This is a genomic window from Herbaspirillum huttiense, assembly GCF_047300815.1.
Classification (GTDB): Bacteria; Pseudomonadota; Gammaproteobacteria; order Burkholderiales; family Burkholderiaceae_D; genus Herbaspirillum; species Herbaspirillum huttiense_A.
This window is the reverse complement of the sequence record NZ_CP178608.1, coordinates 5,433,298-5,452,364: the sequence shown is the minus strand read 5'-3', so window position 1 is coordinate 5,452,364 and position 19,067 is coordinate 5,433,298. Positions and strand designations below refer to the sequence as shown.

Here is a 19,067-nt window from a genome sequence, read left to right as displayed (position 1 = left end):
GAACTATGGCAAAAATATTTTGTGTCGCCAACCAGAAAGGTGGCGTAGGCAAGACCACTACCGCAGTCAATCTCGCGGCTGGACTGGCACAACTGAACCAGCGCGTGCTGCTGGCCGACCTCGACCCGCAGGGCAACGCGACCATGGGCTCGGGCGTGAACAAGGCGACGCTGGAAGGCTCGATCTATGAAGTGCTGCTGGGCATGTCCGACATCCGCGCCGTGCGCAAGCGCTCGGAGGCCGGTGGCTTCGACGTGCTGCCCGCCAACCGCGAACTGGCCGGTGCCGAAGTGGAAATGGTGGAGCTGGAACAGCGCGAAGCGCGCCTCAAAATCGCCTTCGCCGCTGTCGCCGATGACTATGACTTCATCCTCATCGACTGCCCGCCTGCGCTGTCCATGCTGACCTTGAACGGCCTGTGCTCGGCGCATGGCGTCATCATCCCGATGCAGTGCGAGTACTACGCGCTGGAAGGCTTGTCGGACCTGGTCAACACCATCAAGAAGGTGCACGCCAAGCTGAACCCGGAACTGAAAGTCATTGGTCTCTTGCGCGTGATGTTCGATCCGCGCATGACGCTGTCGCAGCAGGTCTCGGACCAGCTGGAACAGCACTTCGGCGACAAGGTCTTCAAGACCGTCATCCCGCGCAATGTGCGACTGGCCGAAGCGCCCTCATATGGTCTGCCGGGCGTGACTTTCGATCCTTCGTCCAAGGGCGCGCAGGCGTACATCGCCTTCGGCGCGGAAATGGTTGAACGCATCAAGACGCTGTAATTCAGGCGCTGATCACAGCGCGAATTCGGGCGTGAATTCATACGCGAATCAACGCTTGAATTGACGCTTGAATTCACGCTTGAATTCACGCTCCAATTGCAGCACTTCCCAACGCCGTAATCACGCATCGTTTTCATCAGGCAATCGCATGGCAACTCTACCGAAAAAATCCAAGGGTCTGGGACGCGGACTGGACGCGCTTCTCGGCGGCTCCTCCGACATCACCGAAGAAGCCCAGGCGCAAGCTGCGCAGGGCCTGCCCACGGTGATGGCCGTGACCGAACTGCAGGCCGGCAAGTACCAGCCGCGTACCCGCATGGATGAAGGGGCGCTCAATGAACTGGCGGCCTCGATCAAGGAACAGGGTTTGCTGCAGCCCATCCTGATCCGCGCCATCGGCCAGAAGAACGGGAAAGATACCTACGAGATCATCGCCGGCGAACGCCGCTTCCGCGCGGCCAAGATCGCCGGGCTGAGCGAGGTGCCGGTGCTGGTCAAGAACGTGGACGACCAGACCACGGCCGCCATGGCCCTGATCGAAAACATGCAGCGCGAGGATCTGAATCCCCTGGAAGAAGCCCAGGGCATCCATCGCCTCATCACCGATTTCGCCTTCACCCACGAGCAGGCGGCACTGGCCGTGGGACGCTCGCGCAGTGCGGTCTCCAACCTGCTGCGCCTGTTGAACCTGGCCAAGCCGGTGCAGACCATGCTCATGGCCGGCGACATCGACATGGGCCATGCCCGCGCGCTGCTGGCCGTCGATGCGGCGACCCAGATCCAGCTGGCCAACCAGATCGTGGCCAAGCGCATGTCGGTGCGCGATGCCGAGAAACTGGTCACCCGCGCCAGCGCCGAGCAGGCCGCCAAGCCGCGCGAAGCCAAGGACAAGTCGCGCGACATCGCGCGCCTGGAAGAAGAACTCTCGGACCTGCTGGCCACCCAGGTCAGCATCAAGACCGGTGCCCGCAACAAGGGCCAGCTGATCATCAATTTCAATGACCTCGATGCGCTCGATGGTGTCATCGCGCGCCTGCGCGGGGAGTCGGTGGAGAGCTGATCGCATCATCTTTCTGCATCAAAGCAAAAGGGGCTGCTCCATTCGGAACAGCCCCTTTTTTATTGATATAAATAATTTACGCCGACATCAGAAAGTCCGCTGCACATCCGAACGCGGCGGCAGCTGATAGCTCCAGGTCTCGGTGAGCGGCTTGCCGTTGGCGGTGAGCGCTGCGCGCAATTCGACCGCCTGCGCCACGTTGCGAATCTTCACCCGCAGCGTCAGGCGCCAGCCATTGATGGCCGGATTGGGCTGCAGCTGGGCATCGATCAGTTCGCCATTGTTGGAAACATTCACCTGAGGCTGTACCGCCGTCCCTGCGGGCAGGGAGCCCAACGGGCCACCGGTGAAGTCCACCAGCAAGGCCGTGGTGCCGTCGAAGGCGCGGATCAGGTTGGCCTGCGTGAGCTCGCCATCGGTATGGAAGGTCTGCTTGACCCAGCCCACTTCATTGTTGAGGATGGCCGGTTCATCCATGGTCCAGTGGATGCGGTAATCATAGGCCAGCGGCGTGCCGCGTGCGGGCTGTTGTGCAGGCACCCAGTAGGCCACGATGTTGTCGTTGGTCTCGTCGGCGGTCGGGATTTCAACCAGTTGTACGGCACCTTTGCCCCAGTCGCCCTTGGGTTCGATCCAGGCCGAGGGACGCAGGTCGTAGCGGTCCTTCAGATCTTCATAGGAAGAGAATTCGCGGCCGCGCTGCAAGAGGCCAAAGCCGCGCGGGTTGGTGACTTCGAAGGAACTCACTTCCACGTTCTGCGGATCGTTCAACGGACGCCACAGCCACTCGCCATTGCCCGTGTGGATCGCCAGGCCGTTGGAATCATGAATGGCCGGACGGAAGTTGCGGCGCGAGGATTGCTGGTTCGGTCCGAACAGGAACATGCTGGTCAGCGGCGCAATGCCCAAGCGGCCCACCTCCGCGCGGAGGAACACGCGCGCCTGCACATCGAGCAGGGCATCCTTGCCGGGCGTGAGGGTGAACTTGTAGGCGCCGGTCGCGCGCGGCGAATCCAGCAGCGCATAGAAGGTCAGCTGCTTTTCGCCCGGGGCCGGACGCTGGATCCAGAACTCGGTGAAGTTCGGGAATTCCTCGCCGCTCATCATGGCCGTATCGATCGCCAGACCGCGTGCCGAGAGCCCGTACACCTGTCCCTTGCCGATCACGCGGAAGTAGCTCGCGCCCAGCACGCTCATGACTTCATCTTCCTTGTCATCGCGGTTGAGGGGATAGACCACGCGGAAGCCCGCATAGCCCAGGTGCGCCGTGCTGTCCTTGGCCAGCGCCAGGTCGCCGAAGTTGAAGCGGTCGGTGCTGTAGCCCACGTCCTGCACGCGGCCATCGATGATCTCGTGGATGGTAACGGGAGCATTGAACTGCATGCCCTGGTGATAGAAGGCCAGCTTGAAGGGCGTCTTCTGGTCGCGCCATTCGAACTTCTCGCTCCTGGGCTGGATCTTCATGTAATCGGCGAACTGCATCGCCGCGAAGGTCGGTGAGAGATTGCTCACCGGTTTCTGATAGGGTTTGGCGGCCATGTCCCTGGCGCGTGCCACGGCCTGGTTGAGGTCGAAGCCCTGTGCGCCCTGTGCCTGTACCGAGGCCGCCAGCAGGGATGCCGACAGTACCAGTCCCTGCAGCAGGGGCCATTTCAATCCATGTCTGATCAATGCATTTCTCCACGAAGAAGCGGCGCGCGGGCATGAGCACCCACATCGCCGCCATGCGCCTGCGTGTCCCGCAGGCATCAAAACAGAATAATATAGCGAACCGTCCGGCTGGCTAAGCATCAAACAACGCAAGCAATAATTGCTCCCGCCGCCCCGGCTGCTGTCCCGCTTGTGCAGGTCACAGAGTAGAGGGCAGACCGCCGTCAAAGTTTAAAAAAGAGAGAGGAAACCCGTGCCCCACCAGCTTACCGAGCGGCAAGCCGCGCCCGCGCGCCGTCCCCGCCTGGCCTTGGCCATGACCCTGTGTGCGCTGGCCTGCAGCGCCGCGCTCACCGGCCCGGCCGCCCACGCGCAAGCCAATCCCGCCTTGCTCGGCGACAAGACTGCCTTCATCGATGACCTGCTGCGCCAGATGACGCTGGAAGAAAAGATCGGGCAGTTGCGCCTCATCAGCATCGGCCCTGAAATGCCCGCCAAGAAACTGGCCGAGGAACTGGCTGCCGGACGCGTCGGTGGCACCTTCAATTCCGTCACCCGTCCCGAGAACCGTCCTTTGCAGGACGGTGCCATGCGCTCGCGGCTGAAGATCCCGATGTTCTTCGCCTATGACGTCATCCACGGCCACCGCACCACCTTCCCCATCGGACTGGGGCTGGCCTCCAGCTGGGACATGGACATCGTCGGACGCGCCATGCGCATCTCCGCCGAGGAAGCCGCAGCCGACAGCATCGACATGACCTTTGCGCCCATGGTCGACATCAGCCGCGATCCGCGCTGGGGCCGCACCTCGGAAGGCTTTGGTGAAGATCCTTATCTGGTCTCGCGCATTGCCGAAGTCTCGGTACGCGCCCTGCAGGGCGACACCAAGCCCATCGCCGCCAATCGCGTCATGGCCAGCGTGAAGCATTTTGCGCTGTATGGTGCAGTCGAAGGCGGACGTGACTACAACGTCGTCAACATGGATCCGCAGCGCATGTACAACGACTACCTGCCGCCCTATCGCGCCGCCATCGACGCAGGCGCGGGTGCGGTCATGGTGGCGCTCAATTCCATCAACGGTGCACCGGCCACCTCCAACACCTGGCTGCTGCAGGACCTGTTGCGCCGCGACTGGGGCTTCAAGGGCCTGACCGTATCCGACCATGGTGCCATCACCGAACTGGTCAATCATGGCGTGGCACAGAACGATGCCGAAGCTGCGCGCCTGTCCATGAAGGCCGGCACCGACATGAGCATGGCCGACCAGGTCTACATCAAGCAATTGCCGGAGCTGGTGCGCTCGGGCAAGGTCTCGCAGCAGGAGCTGGACAACGCCGTGCGTGACATCCTCGGGGCCAAGTACGACCTGGGCCTGTTCAAGGATCCGTATGTGCGCATTGGCCGTGCGGCCGATGATCCGGCCGACGTCTATGCCGACAGCCGCCTGCATCGCCGCGATGCGCGCGAAGTGGCGCAGCAGTCCATGGTGCTGCTGGAGAACCGCAATGCCGCACTGCCGTTGAAGAAGAATGCGCGCATCGCGCTGGTCGGCCCGCTGGCCGATTCGCACATTGACATGCTGGGCAGCTGGTCCGCCGCCGGCAAGGATAAACAGACCATCACGCTGCGCCAGGGTTTGCAGGCGGCCATGGACGGGCAGGGCAAGCTGGTCTACGCACGCGGTGCCAACATCACCGAAGACAAGCATATCGTCGATTACCTCAACTTCCTGAACTGGGATGATCCGGAAGTGGTGCAGGACAAGCGCAGCCCCAAGGCCATGATCGATGAAGCGGTGAAGGCGGCGCGCAATGCGGAAGTGATCGTGGCCGCCGTGGGCGAATCGCGCGGCATGTCGCATGAATCGTCCAGCCGCACGTCACTGTCGCTGCCGCAGAGCCAGCTTGATCTGCTCAAGGCCCTCAAGGCCACGGGCAAGCCGCTGGTGCTGGTGCTGATGAATGGCCGTCCGCTGGATCTGAATTGGGCCCGCGAGAATGCCTCGGCCATCCTGGAGACCTGGTACACCGGCACCGAGGGCGGCAATGCGATTGCCGACCTGCTCTTCGGCGACGTCAATCCTTCCGGCAAGCTGCCCATCACCTTCCCGCGTTCGGTCGGCCAGATCCCCAGCTATTACAACCATCCGCGCGTGGGCCGTCCCTATACCGAAGGCAAGCCGGGCAACTACACCTCGCAGTACTTCGATGAGCCCAATGGCCCGCTGTATCCGTTCGGATACGGTCTGAGCTATACCGAGTTCAAGCTCTCCGAAGTGCGCCTGTCGCAGCCGAGCATGACGGCGGACGGCAAGGTGCAGGCCAGCGTGACGGTGAAGAATACGGGCCGCCGCGCGGGTGCGACGGTAGTACAGTTGTACATCCGTGATGTCGCTGCATCAGTGGTACGTCCGGTCAAGGAGTTGAAGGATTTCCGCAAGGTGATGCTGCAGCCGGGTGAAGAAAAAGAGGTGCAGTTCAGCATCGATCGCAAGGCGCTGTCCTTCTACAACGCCAAGCTGGAATACGTAGCCGAGCCGGGCGAATTCCAGGTGCAGGTCGGGCTGGATTCCAAGGACGTGAAGACGGCCTCGTTCACTTTGCAATAAAGCCGGGCAGGAAAGAAAAATGGGCGCACTCGACAGTGCGCCCATTTTTTTTGCAACAGCCAGAAATGATCTAAATCATTTATAAAAATCAGGCGTCACGCCTTCGTGCCATCACGCCATCACGGCGGCATCCTCTTCCTCTTCACCGAGGAAGCCACCACTTTGATGCGACCACAAGCGCGCATACAAACCACCGGCGGCCAGCAATTCAGCGTGCGTGCCTTGCTCCACGATACGGCCCTGGTCCAGCACGATGAGCCTGTCCATGGCCGCGATGGTCGAGAGGCGGTGTGCAATGGCCACCACGGTCTTGCCTTCCATGAGCTTGTAGAGCGAGGTCTGGATGGCCGCTTCCACTTCCGAATCGAGTGCACTGGTGGCTTCGTCCAGCAGCAGGATGGGCGCATCCTTCAACATCACGCGGGCAATGGCGATGCGCTGGCGCTGGCCACCGGAAAGCTTCACGCCGCGCTCGCCCACATGGGCGTCGTAACCGGTACGGCCCTTGGCGTCGGCCAGGGTACCGATGAAGTCATGCGCCTCGGCCCGTTCAGCGGCGTGGATCATCTCGGCATCGCTGGCATCGGGACGGCCATAGGTGATGTTCTCCCGCACCGAACGATGCAGCAGCGAGGTGTCCTGTGTGACCATGCCGATCTGCGCGCGCAGGCTGTCCTGCGTGACGTGGGCGATGTCCTGGCCATCGATGGTGATGCGGCCGCCCTCGATATCGTAGAAGCGCAGCAGCAGGTTGACGATGGTCGATTTGCCGGCGCCGGAGCGGCCCACCAGGCCGATCTTTTCACCGGGGCGGATCACCAGGTCCAGCTTGTCCACCACCGGGCGCGGGGCCGAGCCGCCATAGCTGAAGCTGACACCCTCAAAGCGCAGTTCGCCCTGGCTGACCTTGATCGGTTTGGCATCGGGCGCATCCTTGACCTCGTGCGCACGCGCCAGCGTATTGATGCCATCCTGCACCGTGCCCACGTGTTCGAACAGCGACGACATTTCCCACATCACCCAGTGCGCAATGCCGTTCAGGCGCAGCGCCATGGCAGTACTGGCGGCCACCGCGCCGATGCCGACCTTGCCCTGGGTCCAGAGATACAGCGAGACCCCGGTGGCACCGATGATGAGCACCATGTTCAGGATGTGATTGACCACCTCGAAGCCCGATACCAGGCGCATCTGGCGATTGACCGTGGTCAGGAATTCACGCATGGCGCTGCGGGCGTAATCGGCCTCGCGACCCGCATGCGAGAACAGCTTCACGGTGGCGATGTTGGTATAGGCATCGGTGATGCGTCCGGTCATCAGCGAGCGCGCATCGGCCTGGTTGCGGGCCACTGCCGACAGGCGCGGCACGAAGTAGCGCAGCGCCACCGCGAAGGCGGCCAGCCAGACGAAGAAGGGGGCCAGCATCCACATGTCGAAGCTGCCGACCACACCGATCAAGGTAGCGAAGTAGATGGCGATGAAGACCAGGATATCGCCCACGATCATGCAGAAATCACGCACCGCCAGCGCGCTTTGCATGACCTTGGTGGCCACGCGTCCGGCGAACTCGTTCTGATAGAAACTCATGCTCTGGCTCAACATGAGGCGATGGAAATTCCAGCGCAGCAGCATGGGGAAATTGCCCGCCAGGGTCTGGTGCTTGTACATGGTCTGCAGCGCGATGAGCAGCGGACTGGCCGCCAGGATCACCACCAGCCACACCAGGGTATGGCCTTCCTGCGCCCACAGCTGCGCCGGCTCGATCTTGGAGAGCCAGTCGACGATGCGGCCGAGCGCAGCAAAGAGCAGCGCCTCGAAGACACCGATGATGGCCGTCATCAGGGTCATGGCGGCGATATAGGGCCGCACGCCCTTGGTACAGAACCAGATGAAGCGCATGAAGCCGCGCGGCGGCGGCAGCGGCTGCGACTCGGGGTAGGGGTGGACCAGTTTTTCAAACCAGCTGAACATCAGGGAACTCCAAAAATCGGATCAGGGCCGACGGCGGTGCGCCAGGCAGGCTGCCAGCGAGGCAGCCACCAGCGTAGCGGCGCGGTCGGGCGTTGTTACTGTGGCGTACCGGAAGGGAATGTTGCGCGTGGCGGTACGCCGTTCATGCGCGGCGGGCAGATCGCTGCGGCAGCAGGGCCGCTATCGTGATCCCGGGGCAGGCCGCGAAATTGATGGAAGCCGCATCATCTCACATGCGCCCCGCTTGCGTGTAGCAGAGCCTTGGGAAAACACTTGTCGGAAAATCGGAATGGTGAACCCGGCCGTATTTTCCGGTCCTTGTGATTGATCTGCGATACTGATGAATTGTCACCTTTGTATCTGTTTGAATCATGAATCTTTCCCAGGTTGCCGCTGCCTTCCGCCCCTTCGACACGCTGGCCGCACAATTGTTGCCGCAGGTCGAGGATGACGCCGGCGATGGCTCGCATGACCTCTCGCATCTCTTGCGCGTATGGAACAACGCCCGCCGCCTGCAGGCCGAGGAGGGCGGCGACCTGCGCATTCTGCTGGCGGCCGTCATCCTGCACGACTGCGTGCGGGTGGAAAAGAATTCGCCGCTGCGCAGCCAGGCTTCGACACTCTCTGCCCAACGCGCACAGGAGATTTTGTTGTCACTGGGATGGACGCAGGAGGAGGCACAGCGCGTGGCCCATGCCGTGCAGGCGCACAGCTATTCGGCGCAGATCACGCCGCTGACGCTGGAGGCGAAGATCGTGCAGGATGCCGACCGGCTCGACGCCATCGGGGCCATCGGCGTGGCGCGCTGTTTCTATGTGGCGGGGAGGATGGGATCAAGCCTCTATGAAGCGCTCGATCCGCAGGCGCAGCAACGGCCGTTGCAGGATGCGCGCTATGCGCTGGATCATTTCCCGGCCAAGCTGTTTCGTTTGCAGGAAGGATTCCAGACGGCGGCCGGTGCCGCCATGGCGCAGGCGCGCCAGGAGAGGATGCGCGGGTTTGTGGAGCAATTCCTGGGCGAGCTGTAATGTGAGGTATCGCCCTTGTGCCGTCAGCCTGGTAGCGCCGGGAGGCGAACCAGGCTGACGGTGCCCTTGGATCACGCCGCCTTGCGCACCACTTCCAGCTTGGGCACCACGCGCAGCGGGACCTGCACGGTGTTGAGCGCAGGCGCGGGCGCCGGGGTTGCCACCAGGCCGGTCGCATCGGGCGCTTCCAGCTGGAACACACCGACGGCCCGTGTCAGGCTCACGGCCTGCTCCTGCAGCGTAGCCACGGCGGCGGTGGCTTCTTCCACCAGGGCCGCATTGTGCTGGGTCACCTGATCCATCAGCGCGATGGCCTTGTTGACTTCCTCGATGCCCAGGCTCTGCTCATGGCTGGCCGAGGAAATCTCGCCCATCACATCGGTGACCTGCTGCACGCTGGCCACGATCTGCTCCATGGTTTCGCCAGCGCGTTCCACCAGGCGGGTACCGGTTTCCACATTGCCGACCGAAGCATCGATCAACTGCTTGACCTCCTTGGCGGCGGCAGCACTGCGCTGGGCGAGATTGCGCACTTCGGTGGCCACCACGGCGAAGCCGCGTCCCTGTTCGCCGGCACGGGCTGCTTCCACGGCCGCGTTCAGGGCAAGGATATTGGTCTGGAAAGCGATGCCATCGATCACGCCGATGATGTCGACGATCTTGCGCGAGGAGGTGTTGATGGCCGCCATCGTATCGACCACTTCCTCCACGATGGCGCCGCCCTGTTTGGCGATGTCGGAGGCATTGCGTGCCAGTTCATTGGCTTCGCGGGCGTGGCCGTCGTTCTGCTTCACGGTCGCGGTGAGCTGCTCCATGGCCGAGGCGGTTTCTTCCAGCGAGGCAGCCTGGTCTTCGGTGCGCGCCGAGAGGTCGCTGTTGCCCGCGGCAATCTGGGCGCTGATGGTGGCCACACCCGTGGCCGCATCGCGCACGTCGGTGACGGTATTGCGCAGGTTGCCGCTCATCTCCGAGAGCGCGGCCATGATGCTCAGCCGCTTGCCGCCAATGCTTGCCGGCTGGGCCGCAGCGTCGGCGTGATAGAGCTCGCCGCGATCCACTGCCAGCGCGAGCTGCTTGACTTCATCGGGCTCGGCCCCGAGTGCGCCACGGATGCTGCGCGTGATGAGCGTGGCCAGTACCGCGCCCGCCACCAGGGCAGCCCCCAGCAGCACCAGCATGAAGGCCTGGAAGCCGTGGGCGGTGCTGCGGGCCTTGGCAGATTCGGCCTGGCTCATGCTTTCTTCCAGGTCGATGAAGCCGTTGATGGCTGCCAGCCAATCGGTGAAGGCCGGCTTCACCTGGGTCAGCAGCAGCTGCCGTGCGCCTTCGGTATCACCCGCATTGCGCAGGGCGATGGCCTTGGCGGCCAGCGGCATGGCGCGGGCCTCGATGGCCTTGATGCGTTCCAGGCCGGCACGTTCATCGGCGCTGACCTTCATGGTGGAAAAGGCGGCATCGAGGGGCCGGGCCGATTGCTGGTAGTCGGCATCGAGCTTGTTGATCTGGGCGATGACGTCCTTGAGTTCGCCCTCACCCACCAGGGTCAGGTCGCGCAGGGCGATGGCGCGGTCGTGCACGCTGCCACGGAAATTGATGGCATAGCGCTGCTTGACGCTGTTGTCTTCGCTCACGGTGGCCAGGCTGCCTTCGATGGCGTTGACCTTGGAAATGCTGGCCACCGTCAGCACCAGCATCATGGCCAGCACCAGCGCAAAGCTCAGTGACAGTTGGGCCGCCACGCTGAGCGAACGGCGCTTGGGGGTTGAGGCTTGCATGTGATTCTCCGGAAAATGTAAGCCGATGCTCTGGCGGTGCGTTGCAAGGGTGGGTGGCGCTGACGGGGCCCGACAAGGAAGCGGACCTGGTGCGTCGGATTATTGCGGTCCGCCCGGCCGGCGCCAATGACACAAAAGTATTAGCCGACCACCTCCGCGTTTGGCATTGATGTCAGGCAACACCGGCAAAGACTGCAGTCTAGCCGTGATCGAAGCTCGCCGTGATTGATTGTCTGGATGCATTCAATAGCCGTGAATGCTGGTTCGAAAGAGCATTAAACGGGGCTTAATGCTTTCCTGATGCGGTTTAAGCCTGGTTTAAGTCTTCTGCGGCAAGCTGGGCAGCAAGGAAGACAACCCCCACAGGATTCGCCATGACCGAACAAACACCTGGCCAGCAGGCCAGCCATGCCAATCGCGCCACCCGCGCGGAGATCTGGCGCCTCATCAAGCCCTTCTGGGTCTCCGAAGAAAAGTGGAAGGCCTGGGCCCTGCTGCTGGCCATCCTGGCGCTGAACCTGGGCATGGTCTACATCAACGTGCGGCTCAATTCCTGGAACCGCGACATGTACAACGTCCTGCAGTCGCGCGACTATCCGCAATTCAAGTCGCTGCTGTGGCAGTTCTCGGGGCTGGCCTTCGTCTTCGTGGCCATCGCCATCTACAGCGTCTACCTCAAGCAAGCGCTGCAGATCCGCTGGCGCTACTGGATGAGCACGCGCTACCTCGACCGCTGGCTGGCGCATCGCGCCTACTACCGCATCGAGCAGGGGCAGGAGGGCCGGCTCTCCGACAACCCCGACCAGCGCATCGCCGAGGACCTGCACGCGCTCACCAGCGATACGCTCTCGCTGGTGCTGGGGTTCATCTCCAGCAGCGTGACGCTGTTCTCCTTCATCCACATCCTGTGGTCGGTGAGCGGGCCGCTGTCCTTCACGGCGCTGGGACAGTCGTGGGTCATCCCCGGCTACATGGTCTGGTTCGTGATCGCCTATGCCGCCATCGGCTCCGGTGTGGTGTGGTGGATCGGCCGTCCGCTGGTCGGCTTGAGCTTCAACCAGGAACGCTTCGAGGCCAATTTCCGTTTCGGACTCATCCGCGTGCGCGAGCATGCCGAGGCCGTGGCCCTGTATCGCGGCGAGCCGCGGGAACGCGCACAGCTGACTGCACGGCTGGACGACATCCGCGCGAACTGGTGGAACATCATGCGGCTGACCAAGAGGCTCAACGTGGCCGTCAATTTCTACGGGCAGTTCGCGGTGATCTTCCCCATGCTGGTGTCGGCACCGCGCTATTTTTCCGGGGCCATTTCGCTGGGCGTGCTGATGCAGATCAGCGATGCCTTCGGCCAGGTGCAGGATGCGCTGTCGTGGTTCATCAATGCCTTCACCACGCTGGCCAGCTGGAAGGCTTCCATCAACCGGCTGGCCGGCTTCCATGCGGATGTCGAACGCGCGGCCGGCATGCCGCGCACGCTGGCCGTGACGCAGCATGGCGGCAGTGCAGTGACGCTGGAGGGCGTGCAGCTGTCCTTCCCCGATGGCAGCCTCATGCTGCGCCGCCTGGATGCGCGCGTGGAGTCGGGCGAGCACGTGCTCATCAGCGGTCCTTCCGGATGCGGCAAGTCGACCCTGATCCGCGCCATGGCCGACATCTGGCCTTACGGCGAGGGCCGCATCGCGCTGCCGCAGGATGCGCCCGCGATGTTCCTGCCCCAGCGCAGCTACCTGCCCATCGGCACGCTGCGTGCAGCGCTCTCCTATCCGGCTGCCGAGGGCAGTTTTGATGACGCGCTCATTACGCGTTACCTGGGTTTGTGCCGTCTTGCGCATCTTGCCTCCCGGCTGGACGTGGCGGCCAACTGGAGCCAGGCGCTGTCACCGGGCGAGCAGCAGCGCCTGGCATTCGTGCGGGTGTTCCTGAACCGTCCGCGCCTGGTGTTCCTGGACGAGGCCAGCAGCGCCATGGACGGCGAGACTGAGGAAGCGCTCTATGCCGCCTTGCCGCGCGAGCTGCCGGGCGTGACCGTGATCAGCATCGCCCACCGCGAGACGCTGGCGCGCTTCCATGACGTACGCTGGAAATTCGTGCCGCCCGCCGCCGGCGAGGGGGCCGGACACCGTGTGGAAACGCTGCCGATGGCGGCGTGAGGGCAGGGCGGCGTTATACCGTTTTTGCATAGGGACGCCGGGAGCCGCGTGACAGAATGGATTCATCGCGGCACGGTTGCCGCCTTCACCCGATCACTCTCGATTACCGGAAAGCCCATCATGAACGATCCCATCGTCTACCTCAACGGCGAACTCACGCCCCTCTCCGAAGCACGCGTGCCGGTGCTGGACCGCGGCTTCATCTTTGGCGACGGCATCTATGAGGTGATCCCCATGTATCGCCGCAAGGCCTTCCGTGGCCGGCAACACCTGGCGCGCCTGTTCCGCAGCCTCGACAGCATCGGTATTCCGAATCCGCATGACGAAGCCGGCTGGAATGCCCTCATCGACCAGGTGGTCGAGGCCAATGGTTTGGACGACCAGATGATCTACCTGCAGGTCACCCGGGGTGTGGCCAAGCGGGCGCATGCCTTCCCCAAGGAGGTGGTGCCGACGGTGCTGATCATGACCAATCCGATGGCCCTGCCGCCGGCGGCTTCCATCGAGAAGGGCGTGGCCTGCGTGAGCATGGAAGACCGCCGCTGGCTGAACTGCCAGATCAAGTCCACCTCGCTGCTGGGCAATGTGCTGGCAGCGCAGTTCGCGGCCGAGCACCAGGTGACCGAAGCGATCCAGTTCCGTGATGGCTATCTGTCGGAGGCGTCGTCCTCCAACGTGTGGGTGGTCAAGGAGGGCAAGATCGCAGCGCCCCCCAAGGACAACCTGATCCTGGAAGGCATCCGCTATGGCCTGATGGAAGAGCTGTGCGCCGAGCAGGGGATCGTGCTGGAGTCGCGCCGCATCACGCGTGAAGAAGTGCTGGCGGCCGATGAGCTCATGATTTCCTCGGCCAGCAAGGAAGTGCTGCCGGTGGTCACGCTCGATGGCCAGCCGGTCGGCAGCGGCCAGCCGGGGCCGGTGTTTGCCAAGGTGTATGCGGCGTATCAGGCGGCCAAGGCGCGGCTGTAAGAGTTAGTGGGCGGCGTACAATGCGCCGCTCACGTCCTGCGTGAACAGGTTGGATTGCTTTGCATTGACATGCAGGGCAGGTAGCCTGTGTTCCAGCCCGAGCTTGCGCTGCGCTTGCAGACGCGCGGAGGCGCTCATGCACGAGAGCAGGGCCTCGATCCTCTCTGCGCACTTCACCGCCAGGAATTGGGTAGGCGGATCGATGAAGACCCAGGAATATTTCTGGCGATTCAGCAGTTCGATCACGTTGCCGAGCGTGCCGGTACTTTTGGCGTCCCAGATCATCAGCCCTGAATCGGCGACGTCGGCCATGGCGATATCCTTGGCCGTGAAGAAGGCGCGCGTGCCCGGGCGCTGCGTGGCAGGGATGCGTCGCACGGGCCACTGACCGATATTGTTGCGCGGCACCTGCCCGCTGCAGAAGACCGTCACGCGCCGGTAAGCCATCGCGTGCAGGAACTGCTGGATTGCCGTATCAGCGCCGTCGGCATCGCCGACTACCACCGCGAACTCCTGGCGCACGATGTTCAGGATCCTTTCCTGGACCTTGGGATGCAGGTGCCGGATGCTGATGGAGCCAGCAATGAAAACGGTAGTCATGGGCTTACCTCCACGTCAGTGTTGCCACGAAAATATCCCCGATTTTCTCATAGCGGCGCAACGCATCGCATGCAGCATCGACCGAAGCACCACTATCGTACAAGTCGTCGAGCAGCAATGTGTCCCAGCGGCCTTCTCCGGGGATCAGGCGATTCAAGATCAGCGTATTGGTCAGCACGGCGTCTTTTTCGGCACGCGTCCGCAGGTTTTTCAGAAGCGCTGCCCCCTTGGCCTTGCTCAACAGCGCAAACACGGGTTTGCCAACCAGACGTCCTAGCGCATGCGCAATGGCAGCGACCGGCTGCACACGGCGAACATGCGATGAAGCCATTGGCACGATCAGGCCGAATCCCGGCAGCAAGGGCAGGATGTGGGATTGCACGGCCTGCGCCAGTGGCAGGACGTAGCGCTGCTGTTGCCGGTATTTCAGCTGATACAGAGCTTCGCCTGCTTCGGTGCGTCGCGTGTGCCATTGCATGTGGCCTGCCGCGTTGTACCCGGCCGGCAGACTGTAGAGGGAGTGCTTGTCGAGGGCATACCCCCGTTCAAAGCGACCTTGGAGCATTTTGAGGTTGACTTGCATGGGACACCGCATCTTGTCGGGAAGACACAGAGTCTTGTGCGGCAGCGCATGCTCATCAATCGCGATTGTTGGAGATTTTGGAACAGATTACTGGCGCGGACGTCCGGGCCGGATGACGCTTTCTGCACGCCACCCCGCCCGCATGGCGTAGAATGCAGGCATTCCCCACCCAACACCTCCGCTTGAACCCGGCCTGTTCATCCCCATCTGAGGGCATTGAAACCGGAGCGCCAGGCGGACAACGCCAAGGCGGTTTGCCATGACTATGCCCACTATTTCCCCTGAAGAATCCCTGATCGAGTATCCCAGCGACTTCCCCATCAAGGTGGTCGGGATCACCCATGACGCCTTCGCCGAGACCATCGTCGCCATGGTCATCGAGCACGACCCCGAGTTTCACGCGGGCAAGGTCGAGATGCGTCCCTCCACCCAGGGCAAGTACCTGTCGCTGACCCTGACCGTGCGCGCCACCAGCCGCACCCAGCTCGACAACATCTACCGCGCGCTCTCCACGCACGAGATGGTCAAGTTCGTGCTCTGAGGTCCACCATCCCCTCGGGAAAACCGGCGCAGCCCGCAAGGCGCGCCGGTTTTTTCATGTGCGCATCACTTCTTGCGGGTTGACGTTTTCTGCACCGTGCCCGGCCATTCCGACTGCGCCTGGAATTGCCGCATCTCTTCCACGATCCATTTCCTGAAGGCCGCCACGCCCGGCTTCTCCAGCCCTTCCGGCAGGTGCACCAGGTAGTGCGCCTCCTCGCACAGCTGTGCCACGTCGAACAGCCGCACCAGGGTGCCGCTGGCGATCTCCTGCCAGGCAATCGTATGGCGCGACAGCGCCACCCCCTTGCCCTCCACCGCATGGCGCAGCGTCAGCGAAGAATCTTCCACCACCAGCGTGCCGCGCGGCTCCGGCAGGTCCAGCCCGGCCAGGGCCAGCCACGGCTGCCAGGATTCGCGCGTATCCATGCGCAGCAGCGTGCAATGCACCAGGTCGGCGGGACGCACCAGCTTCTTGTTCTGCTTGCCGCGATAGCCGGGCGCGGCCACCGGGTAGTAATAGTCCTCGCTCAGTTTCTCGGTGACCACGCCCGGGTACTGGCCCCGGCCAAAGCGGATGCCGATGTCCACCCCGTCCAGCCGCAGGTCGACCAGGTGGCTGCCCGATTGCAGCACCACCTCGATTTCCGGATGGACATCGATGAACTTCCACAGGCGCGGCGCCAGCCAGCGTGAAGCGAAGGAGGGTGTGGCCGAGATCACCAGCCGCTGCTGGCGCGTCTGGCTGCGCAGGTGGTCGGCCGCTTGTGCGATCTCGCCCAGGGCCTTGCGGATGGTGGCGGCGAAGCGTTCGCCGGTCTCGGTGATGGAAATGCGCTTGCCATGGCGATGGAACAGCTGCAGGCCCAGGTCTTCCTCCAATGCGCGCACCTGGTGGCTGATGGCCCCCGGCGTGACGTGGACTTCCTCGGCCGCACGCGAGAAACAGCCATGGCGGGCGGCCGCATCAAAGGCGCGCAGGGCGGCCAGGTTGGGGAGCTTGCGCAAATCGGCCATGATGGCTCCTTGTGAATTTCATTAGCAAGGAGAACCAATATATATCGTTTTGCTGCGCTTGCGGGCTTTCCTACAATGATGACTCATCACGCATCATTCCAGGCATTTCTCCCTTGCAGCCGCACCCTCCCGGGCATCGCGGCAGGGACGCGGCTTGCCTGGCGATGCAGACAGTTGAGCAAAGGAGCCCTCGCCATGACAATTTCATTCACAGATTCCAGCCTTCCCGGCCAATTGCAGCCAGGCCAGGTACAGACCCGCCGCCTGCAGGGCGGCGTGCGCATCCGGGTGACTTCCGGACTGGTGTGGCTGACCATCGCCGGCTGCCGCGAAGACATCTGGCTCAAGCCCGGCAGCTGCTTCGACTACCACGGGCGCGGTGACGCCCTCTTCGAAGCGGTCAACGGCGCGGCCGAGTTCACGGTCACGCCCTTGCCCCCCAAGGGCTGCAGTGACGAGACGATGCGTATTGCCAAGCTCCTGCCGCACGGCCTGATCCGCTGGTTCTGATACGGGCAAAGACGAATTTCGCTACACTGGCGGGCATGCAAACCGCACTGCCCACCGCCAGCACGCCCGTGGCTGGCGCCCGCCGGCCCGAGATCGTCCGGCGCGGCGTCGAGCCCTACGAGGCCAGCTTCGCCGCCATGCGCGCCTACACCGATGCGCGCACCGCCGACACCCCCGACCAGCTCTGGATCGTCGAGCATCCCCCTGTCTACACGCTGGGCCTGGGTGCCGATCGCGCCCATGTGTTGAATCCGCACGACATCCCGATTGTCCAGACCGATCGCGGCGGCGAGGTCACCTACCACGGCCCTGGCCAGGTGGTGATCTACCTGTTGATGGACCTGCGCCGCAACCGCAGCGGGGCGCGCCTGTTCGCCCGCGAATTCGTGCACAACATCGAAGAGGCGGTGATCGCCACGCTGGCGGCGTATAATCTGGCCGGTGTACGCAAGGAGGGGGCGCCCGGCATCTACGCCGCCGACGGCCCCTGGCAGGGCGCCAAGGTGGCCGCGCTGGGCTTGAAGATACGGGGCAACGGCTGCACTTACCATGGTGTTTCGCTCAATGTGGCGATGGACCTGGCACCGTTTTCCTGGATCAACCCCTGCGGCTACGAAGGCCTGGCCACCGTGGACATGCAGACCCTCGGGGCTGCCGATGCCCGGCTCGACGCTGTCCAGGACTTGCTTGCCGACCAACTGATCGCCCGCTTCGCGGGCATGGCTTGAGCCCCACGCGCCGCGAGCGCCCGGGGCCGGAACGACCGACATGACTACCGAACTCACTCCCGCAGCAGATTCTTCCTCCAATGCCACCGGCTCGGCGCGCGCCAATCCGCTGGACAAGCAGAAGGGCGCCGGCAAGACCGCCTGGATCCCGATCAAGGTGGTGGCCGCCGAAAAGTTGAAGAAGCCGGACTGGATTCGCGTCAAGGCTGGTTCGCCCACCACGCGTTTCTACGAGATCAAGGACATCCTGCGCGCCAACAACCTGGTGACGGTCTGTGAGGAAGCCTCCTGCCCCAACATCGGCGAATGCTTCGGCAAGGGCACCGCGACCTTCATGATCATGGGCGACAAGTGCACCCGCCGCTGCCCCTTCTGCGACGTCGGCCACGGCCGCCCCGACCCGTTGGACCCCAACGAGCCGGAAAACCTGGCCAAGACCATCGCCCAACTGCGCCTGTCCTACGTGGTCATCACCAGCGTGGACCGCGACGACTTGCGCGATGGTGGCGCAGCGCACTTCGCAGCCTGCATCCAGCGTGTACGTGAATTGTCGCCCGAGACCCGCATCGAGATCCTGACCCCGGACTTCCGCGGCCGCATGGACCGCGCGCTGGAAATCCTCAAGATGGCCCCGCCGGATGTGATGAACCACAACCTCGAAACCGCACCGCGCCTCTACAAGGAAGCGCGTCCTGGTTCGGATTACGAATATTCGCTGAGCCTGTTGAAGCGCTTCAAGGACCTGCATCCGGAAGTGCCGACCAAGTCCGGCATCATGGTGGGCCTGGGCGAAACCGACGAGGAAGTGCTGCAGGTCATGCGCGACATGCGCGCGCACAACGTGGACATGCTCACCATCGGCCAGTACCTGATGCCCAGCGGCGACCACCTGCCGGTGCGCCGCTACGTGCACCCCGACACCTTCAAGATGTACGAGGAAGAGGCCTACAAGATGGGCTTCGTGCATGCCGCCGTGGGCGCGATGGTGCGTTCGAGCTACCATGCTGATCAGCAGGCGCACGGGTTGGTCTAAGGCCTTCTATAAATTCCAATAATAAGCGCAGCTCAAAAATGATATTTGCCACTCTGCATAGATCAATGAAGC

The 19,067-nt window shown here is 63.2% G+C and carries 16 protein-coding genes; 10 read left to right on the top strand and 6 right to left on the bottom strand.

The features are described 5' to 3' along the window. Positions 1–5: 5 nt before the first annotated feature. A complete protein-coding gene (locus ACLRDN_RS24985; protein ID WP_413458465.1) occupies positions 6–776 on the top strand; it encodes a ParA family protein in 771 nt (256 codons plus the stop codon). 148 nt (positions 777–924) lie between these two features. Further along, on the top strand, positions 925–1,836 hold the full coding sequence (locus ACLRDN_RS24980) for a ParB/RepB/Spo0J family partition protein (protein ID WP_413458464.1): 912 nt from the start codon (positions 925–927) through the stop codon (positions 1,834–1,836). A gap of 87 nt (positions 1,837–1,923) precedes the next feature. Here the strand turns inward: ACLRDN_RS24980 and ACLRDN_RS24975 are convergent, their stop codons facing one another. Then, positions 1,924–3,480 (bottom strand): glucan biosynthesis protein G, encoded by a 1,557-nt coding sequence (locus ACLRDN_RS24975; protein ID WP_413460445.1) that lies wholly within the window; start codon positions 3,478–3,480, stop codon positions 1,924–1,926. A gap of 259 nt (positions 3,481–3,739) precedes the next feature. Between ACLRDN_RS24975 and bglX the strand changes: the two genes are divergently transcribed. Then, a complete protein-coding gene (bglX, locus tag ACLRDN_RS24970; protein ID WP_413458463.1) occupies positions 3,740–6,094 on the top strand; it encodes a beta-glucosidase BglX in 2,355 nt (784 codons plus the stop codon). A 111-nt stretch (positions 6,095–6,205) separates the two neighbouring features. Here the strand turns inward: bglX and ACLRDN_RS24965 are convergent, their stop codons facing one another. Beyond that, complete coding sequence (locus ACLRDN_RS24965) at positions 6,206–8,062, bottom strand: ABC transporter ATP-binding protein (RefSeq protein WP_413458462.1); 1,857 nt, start codon at positions 8,060–8,062, stop codon at positions 6,206–6,208. 371 nt (positions 8,063–8,433) lie between these two features. On the opposite strand from ACLRDN_RS24965, the gene ACLRDN_RS24960 reads away from it, so the two are divergent. Further along, positions 8,434–9,090, top strand: a complete 657-nt coding sequence (locus tag ACLRDN_RS24960) for an HD domain-containing protein (protein WP_413458461.1) — start codon at positions 8,434–8,436, stop codon at positions 9,088–9,090. A gap of 71 nt (positions 9,091–9,161) precedes the next feature. Here the strand turns inward: ACLRDN_RS24960 and ACLRDN_RS24955 are convergent, their stop codons facing one another. After that, positions 9,162–10,865 carry a methyl-accepting chemotaxis protein gene (locus ACLRDN_RS24955; protein ID WP_413458460.1) on the bottom strand — a complete coding sequence of 568 codons (1,704 nt, stop codon included), beginning with the start codon at positions 10,863–10,865 and terminating at the stop codon, positions 9,162–9,164. 374 nt (positions 10,866–11,239) lie between these two features. Here ACLRDN_RS24955 and ACLRDN_RS24950 point away from each other — a divergent pair, with 374 nt between their 5' ends. Next, complete coding sequence (locus ACLRDN_RS24950) at positions 11,240–13,015, top strand: ABC transporter ATP-binding protein/permease (protein WP_413458459.1); 1,776 nt, start codon at positions 11,240–11,242, stop codon at positions 13,013–13,015. Between the two features lie 120 nt (positions 13,016–13,135). Next, positions 13,136–13,984, top strand: a complete 849-nt coding sequence (locus ACLRDN_RS24945; RefSeq protein ID WP_413458458.1) for a D-amino acid aminotransferase — start codon at positions 13,136–13,138, stop codon at positions 13,982–13,984. A gap of 3 nt (positions 13,985–13,987) precedes the next feature. On the opposite strand, the gene ACLRDN_RS24940 is transcribed toward ACLRDN_RS24945, so the two are convergent. Beyond that, a complete protein-coding gene (locus ACLRDN_RS24940) occupies positions 13,988–14,584 on the bottom strand; it encodes a hypothetical protein (RefSeq protein WP_413458457.1) in 597 nt (198 codons plus the stop codon). A 4-nt stretch (positions 14,585–14,588) separates the two neighbouring features. Next, positions 14,589–15,167, bottom strand: coding sequence for a ComF family protein (locus ACLRDN_RS24935; RefSeq protein WP_413458456.1), 579 nt, complete (start codon positions 15,165–15,167; stop codon positions 14,589–14,591). A gap of 259 nt (positions 15,168–15,426) precedes the next feature. Between ACLRDN_RS24935 and ACLRDN_RS24930 the strand changes: the two genes are divergently transcribed. Further along, positions 15,427–15,708: a DUF493 family protein gene (locus ACLRDN_RS24930; RefSeq protein ID WP_017452757.1), complete on the top strand. Its 282-nt coding sequence runs from the start codon at positions 15,427–15,429 to the stop codon at positions 15,706–15,708. A 65-nt stretch (positions 15,709–15,773) separates the two neighbouring features. On the opposite strand, the gene gcvA is transcribed toward ACLRDN_RS24930, so the two are convergent. Then, positions 15,774–16,724, bottom strand: coding sequence for a transcriptional regulator GcvA (gcvA, locus tag ACLRDN_RS24925; protein ID WP_413458455.1), 951 nt, complete (start codon positions 16,722–16,724; stop codon positions 15,774–15,776). 195 nt (positions 16,725–16,919) lie between these two features. On the opposite strand from gcvA, the gene ACLRDN_RS24920 reads away from it, so the two are divergent. The 3 genes from ACLRDN_RS24920 to lipA are packed head-to-tail and all read left to right on the top strand — an operon-like array spanning position 16,920 to position 18,995. Continuing rightward, on the top strand, positions 16,920–17,234 hold the full coding sequence (locus tag ACLRDN_RS24920; RefSeq protein ID WP_413458454.1) for a DUF2917 domain-containing protein: 315 nt from the start codon (positions 16,920–16,922) through the stop codon (positions 17,232–17,234). A 35-nt stretch (positions 17,235–17,269) separates the two neighbouring features. Next, complete coding sequence (gene lipB / locus ACLRDN_RS24915; protein ID WP_276842421.1) at positions 17,270–17,962, top strand: lipoyl(octanoyl) transferase LipB; 693 nt, start codon at positions 17,270–17,272, stop codon at positions 17,960–17,962. Positions 17,963–18,002: 40 nt separating this feature from the next. Further along, on the top strand, positions 18,003–18,995 hold the full coding sequence (gene lipA / locus ACLRDN_RS24910) for a lipoyl synthase (RefSeq protein ID WP_008333855.1): 993 nt from the start codon (positions 18,003–18,005) through the stop codon (positions 18,993–18,995). Positions 18,996–19,067 lie beyond the last annotated feature (72 nt).

Excerpts from the sequence above, each read along its gene's own strand:
- ACLRDN_RS24965 (WP_413458462.1), bottom strand. The coding sequence starts at position 8,062 with ATGTTCAGCTGGTTTGAAAAACTGGTCCACCCCTACCCCGAGTCGCAG.
- ACLRDN_RS24955 (WP_413458460.1), bottom strand. The coding sequence starts at position 10,865 with ATGCAAGCCTCAACCCCCAAGCGCCGTTCGCTCAGCGTGGCGGCCCAA.
- ACLRDN_RS24980 (WP_413458464.1), top strand. The coding sequence starts at position 925 with ATGGCAACTCTACCGAAAAAATCCAAGGGTCTGGGACGCGGACTGGAC.
- ACLRDN_RS24960 (WP_413458461.1), top strand. The coding sequence starts at position 8,434 with ATGAATCTTTCCCAGGTTGCCGCTGCCTTCCGCCCCTTCGACACGCTG.
- ACLRDN_RS24935 (WP_413458456.1), bottom strand. The coding sequence starts at position 15,167 with ATGCAAGTCAACCTCAAAATGCTCCAAGGTCGCTTTGAACGGGGGTAT.
- ACLRDN_RS24945 (WP_413458458.1), top strand. The coding sequence starts at position 13,136 with ATGAACGATCCCATCGTCTACCTCAACGGCGAACTCACGCCCCTCTCC.
- lipA (WP_008333855.1), top strand. The coding sequence starts at position 18,003 with ATGACTACCGAACTCACTCCCGCAGCAGATTCTTCCTCCAATGCCACC.
- lipB (WP_276842421.1), top strand. The coding sequence starts at position 17,270 with ATGCAAACCGCACTGCCCACCGCCAGCACGCCCGTGGCTGGCGCCCGC.
- ACLRDN_RS24920 (WP_413458454.1), top strand. The coding sequence starts at position 16,920 with ATGACAATTTCATTCACAGATTCCAGCCTTCCCGGCCAATTGCAGCCA.
- gcvA (WP_413458455.1), bottom strand. The coding sequence starts at position 16,724 with ATGGCCGATTTGCGCAAGCTCCCCAACCTGGCCGCCCTGCGCGCCTTT.
- ACLRDN_RS24985 (WP_413458465.1), top strand. The coding sequence starts at position 6 with ATGGCAAAAATATTTTGTGTCGCCAACCAGAAAGGTGGCGTAGGCAAG.
- ACLRDN_RS24950 (WP_413458459.1), top strand. The coding sequence starts at position 11,240 with ATGACCGAACAAACACCTGGCCAGCAGGCCAGCCATGCCAATCGCGCC.
- ACLRDN_RS24940 (WP_413458457.1), bottom strand. The coding sequence starts at position 14,584 with ATGACTACCGTTTTCATTGCTGGCTCCATCAGCATCCGGCACCTGCAT.
- ACLRDN_RS24930 (WP_017452757.1), top strand. The coding sequence starts at position 15,427 with ATGACTATGCCCACTATTTCCCCTGAAGAATCCCTGATCGAGTATCCC.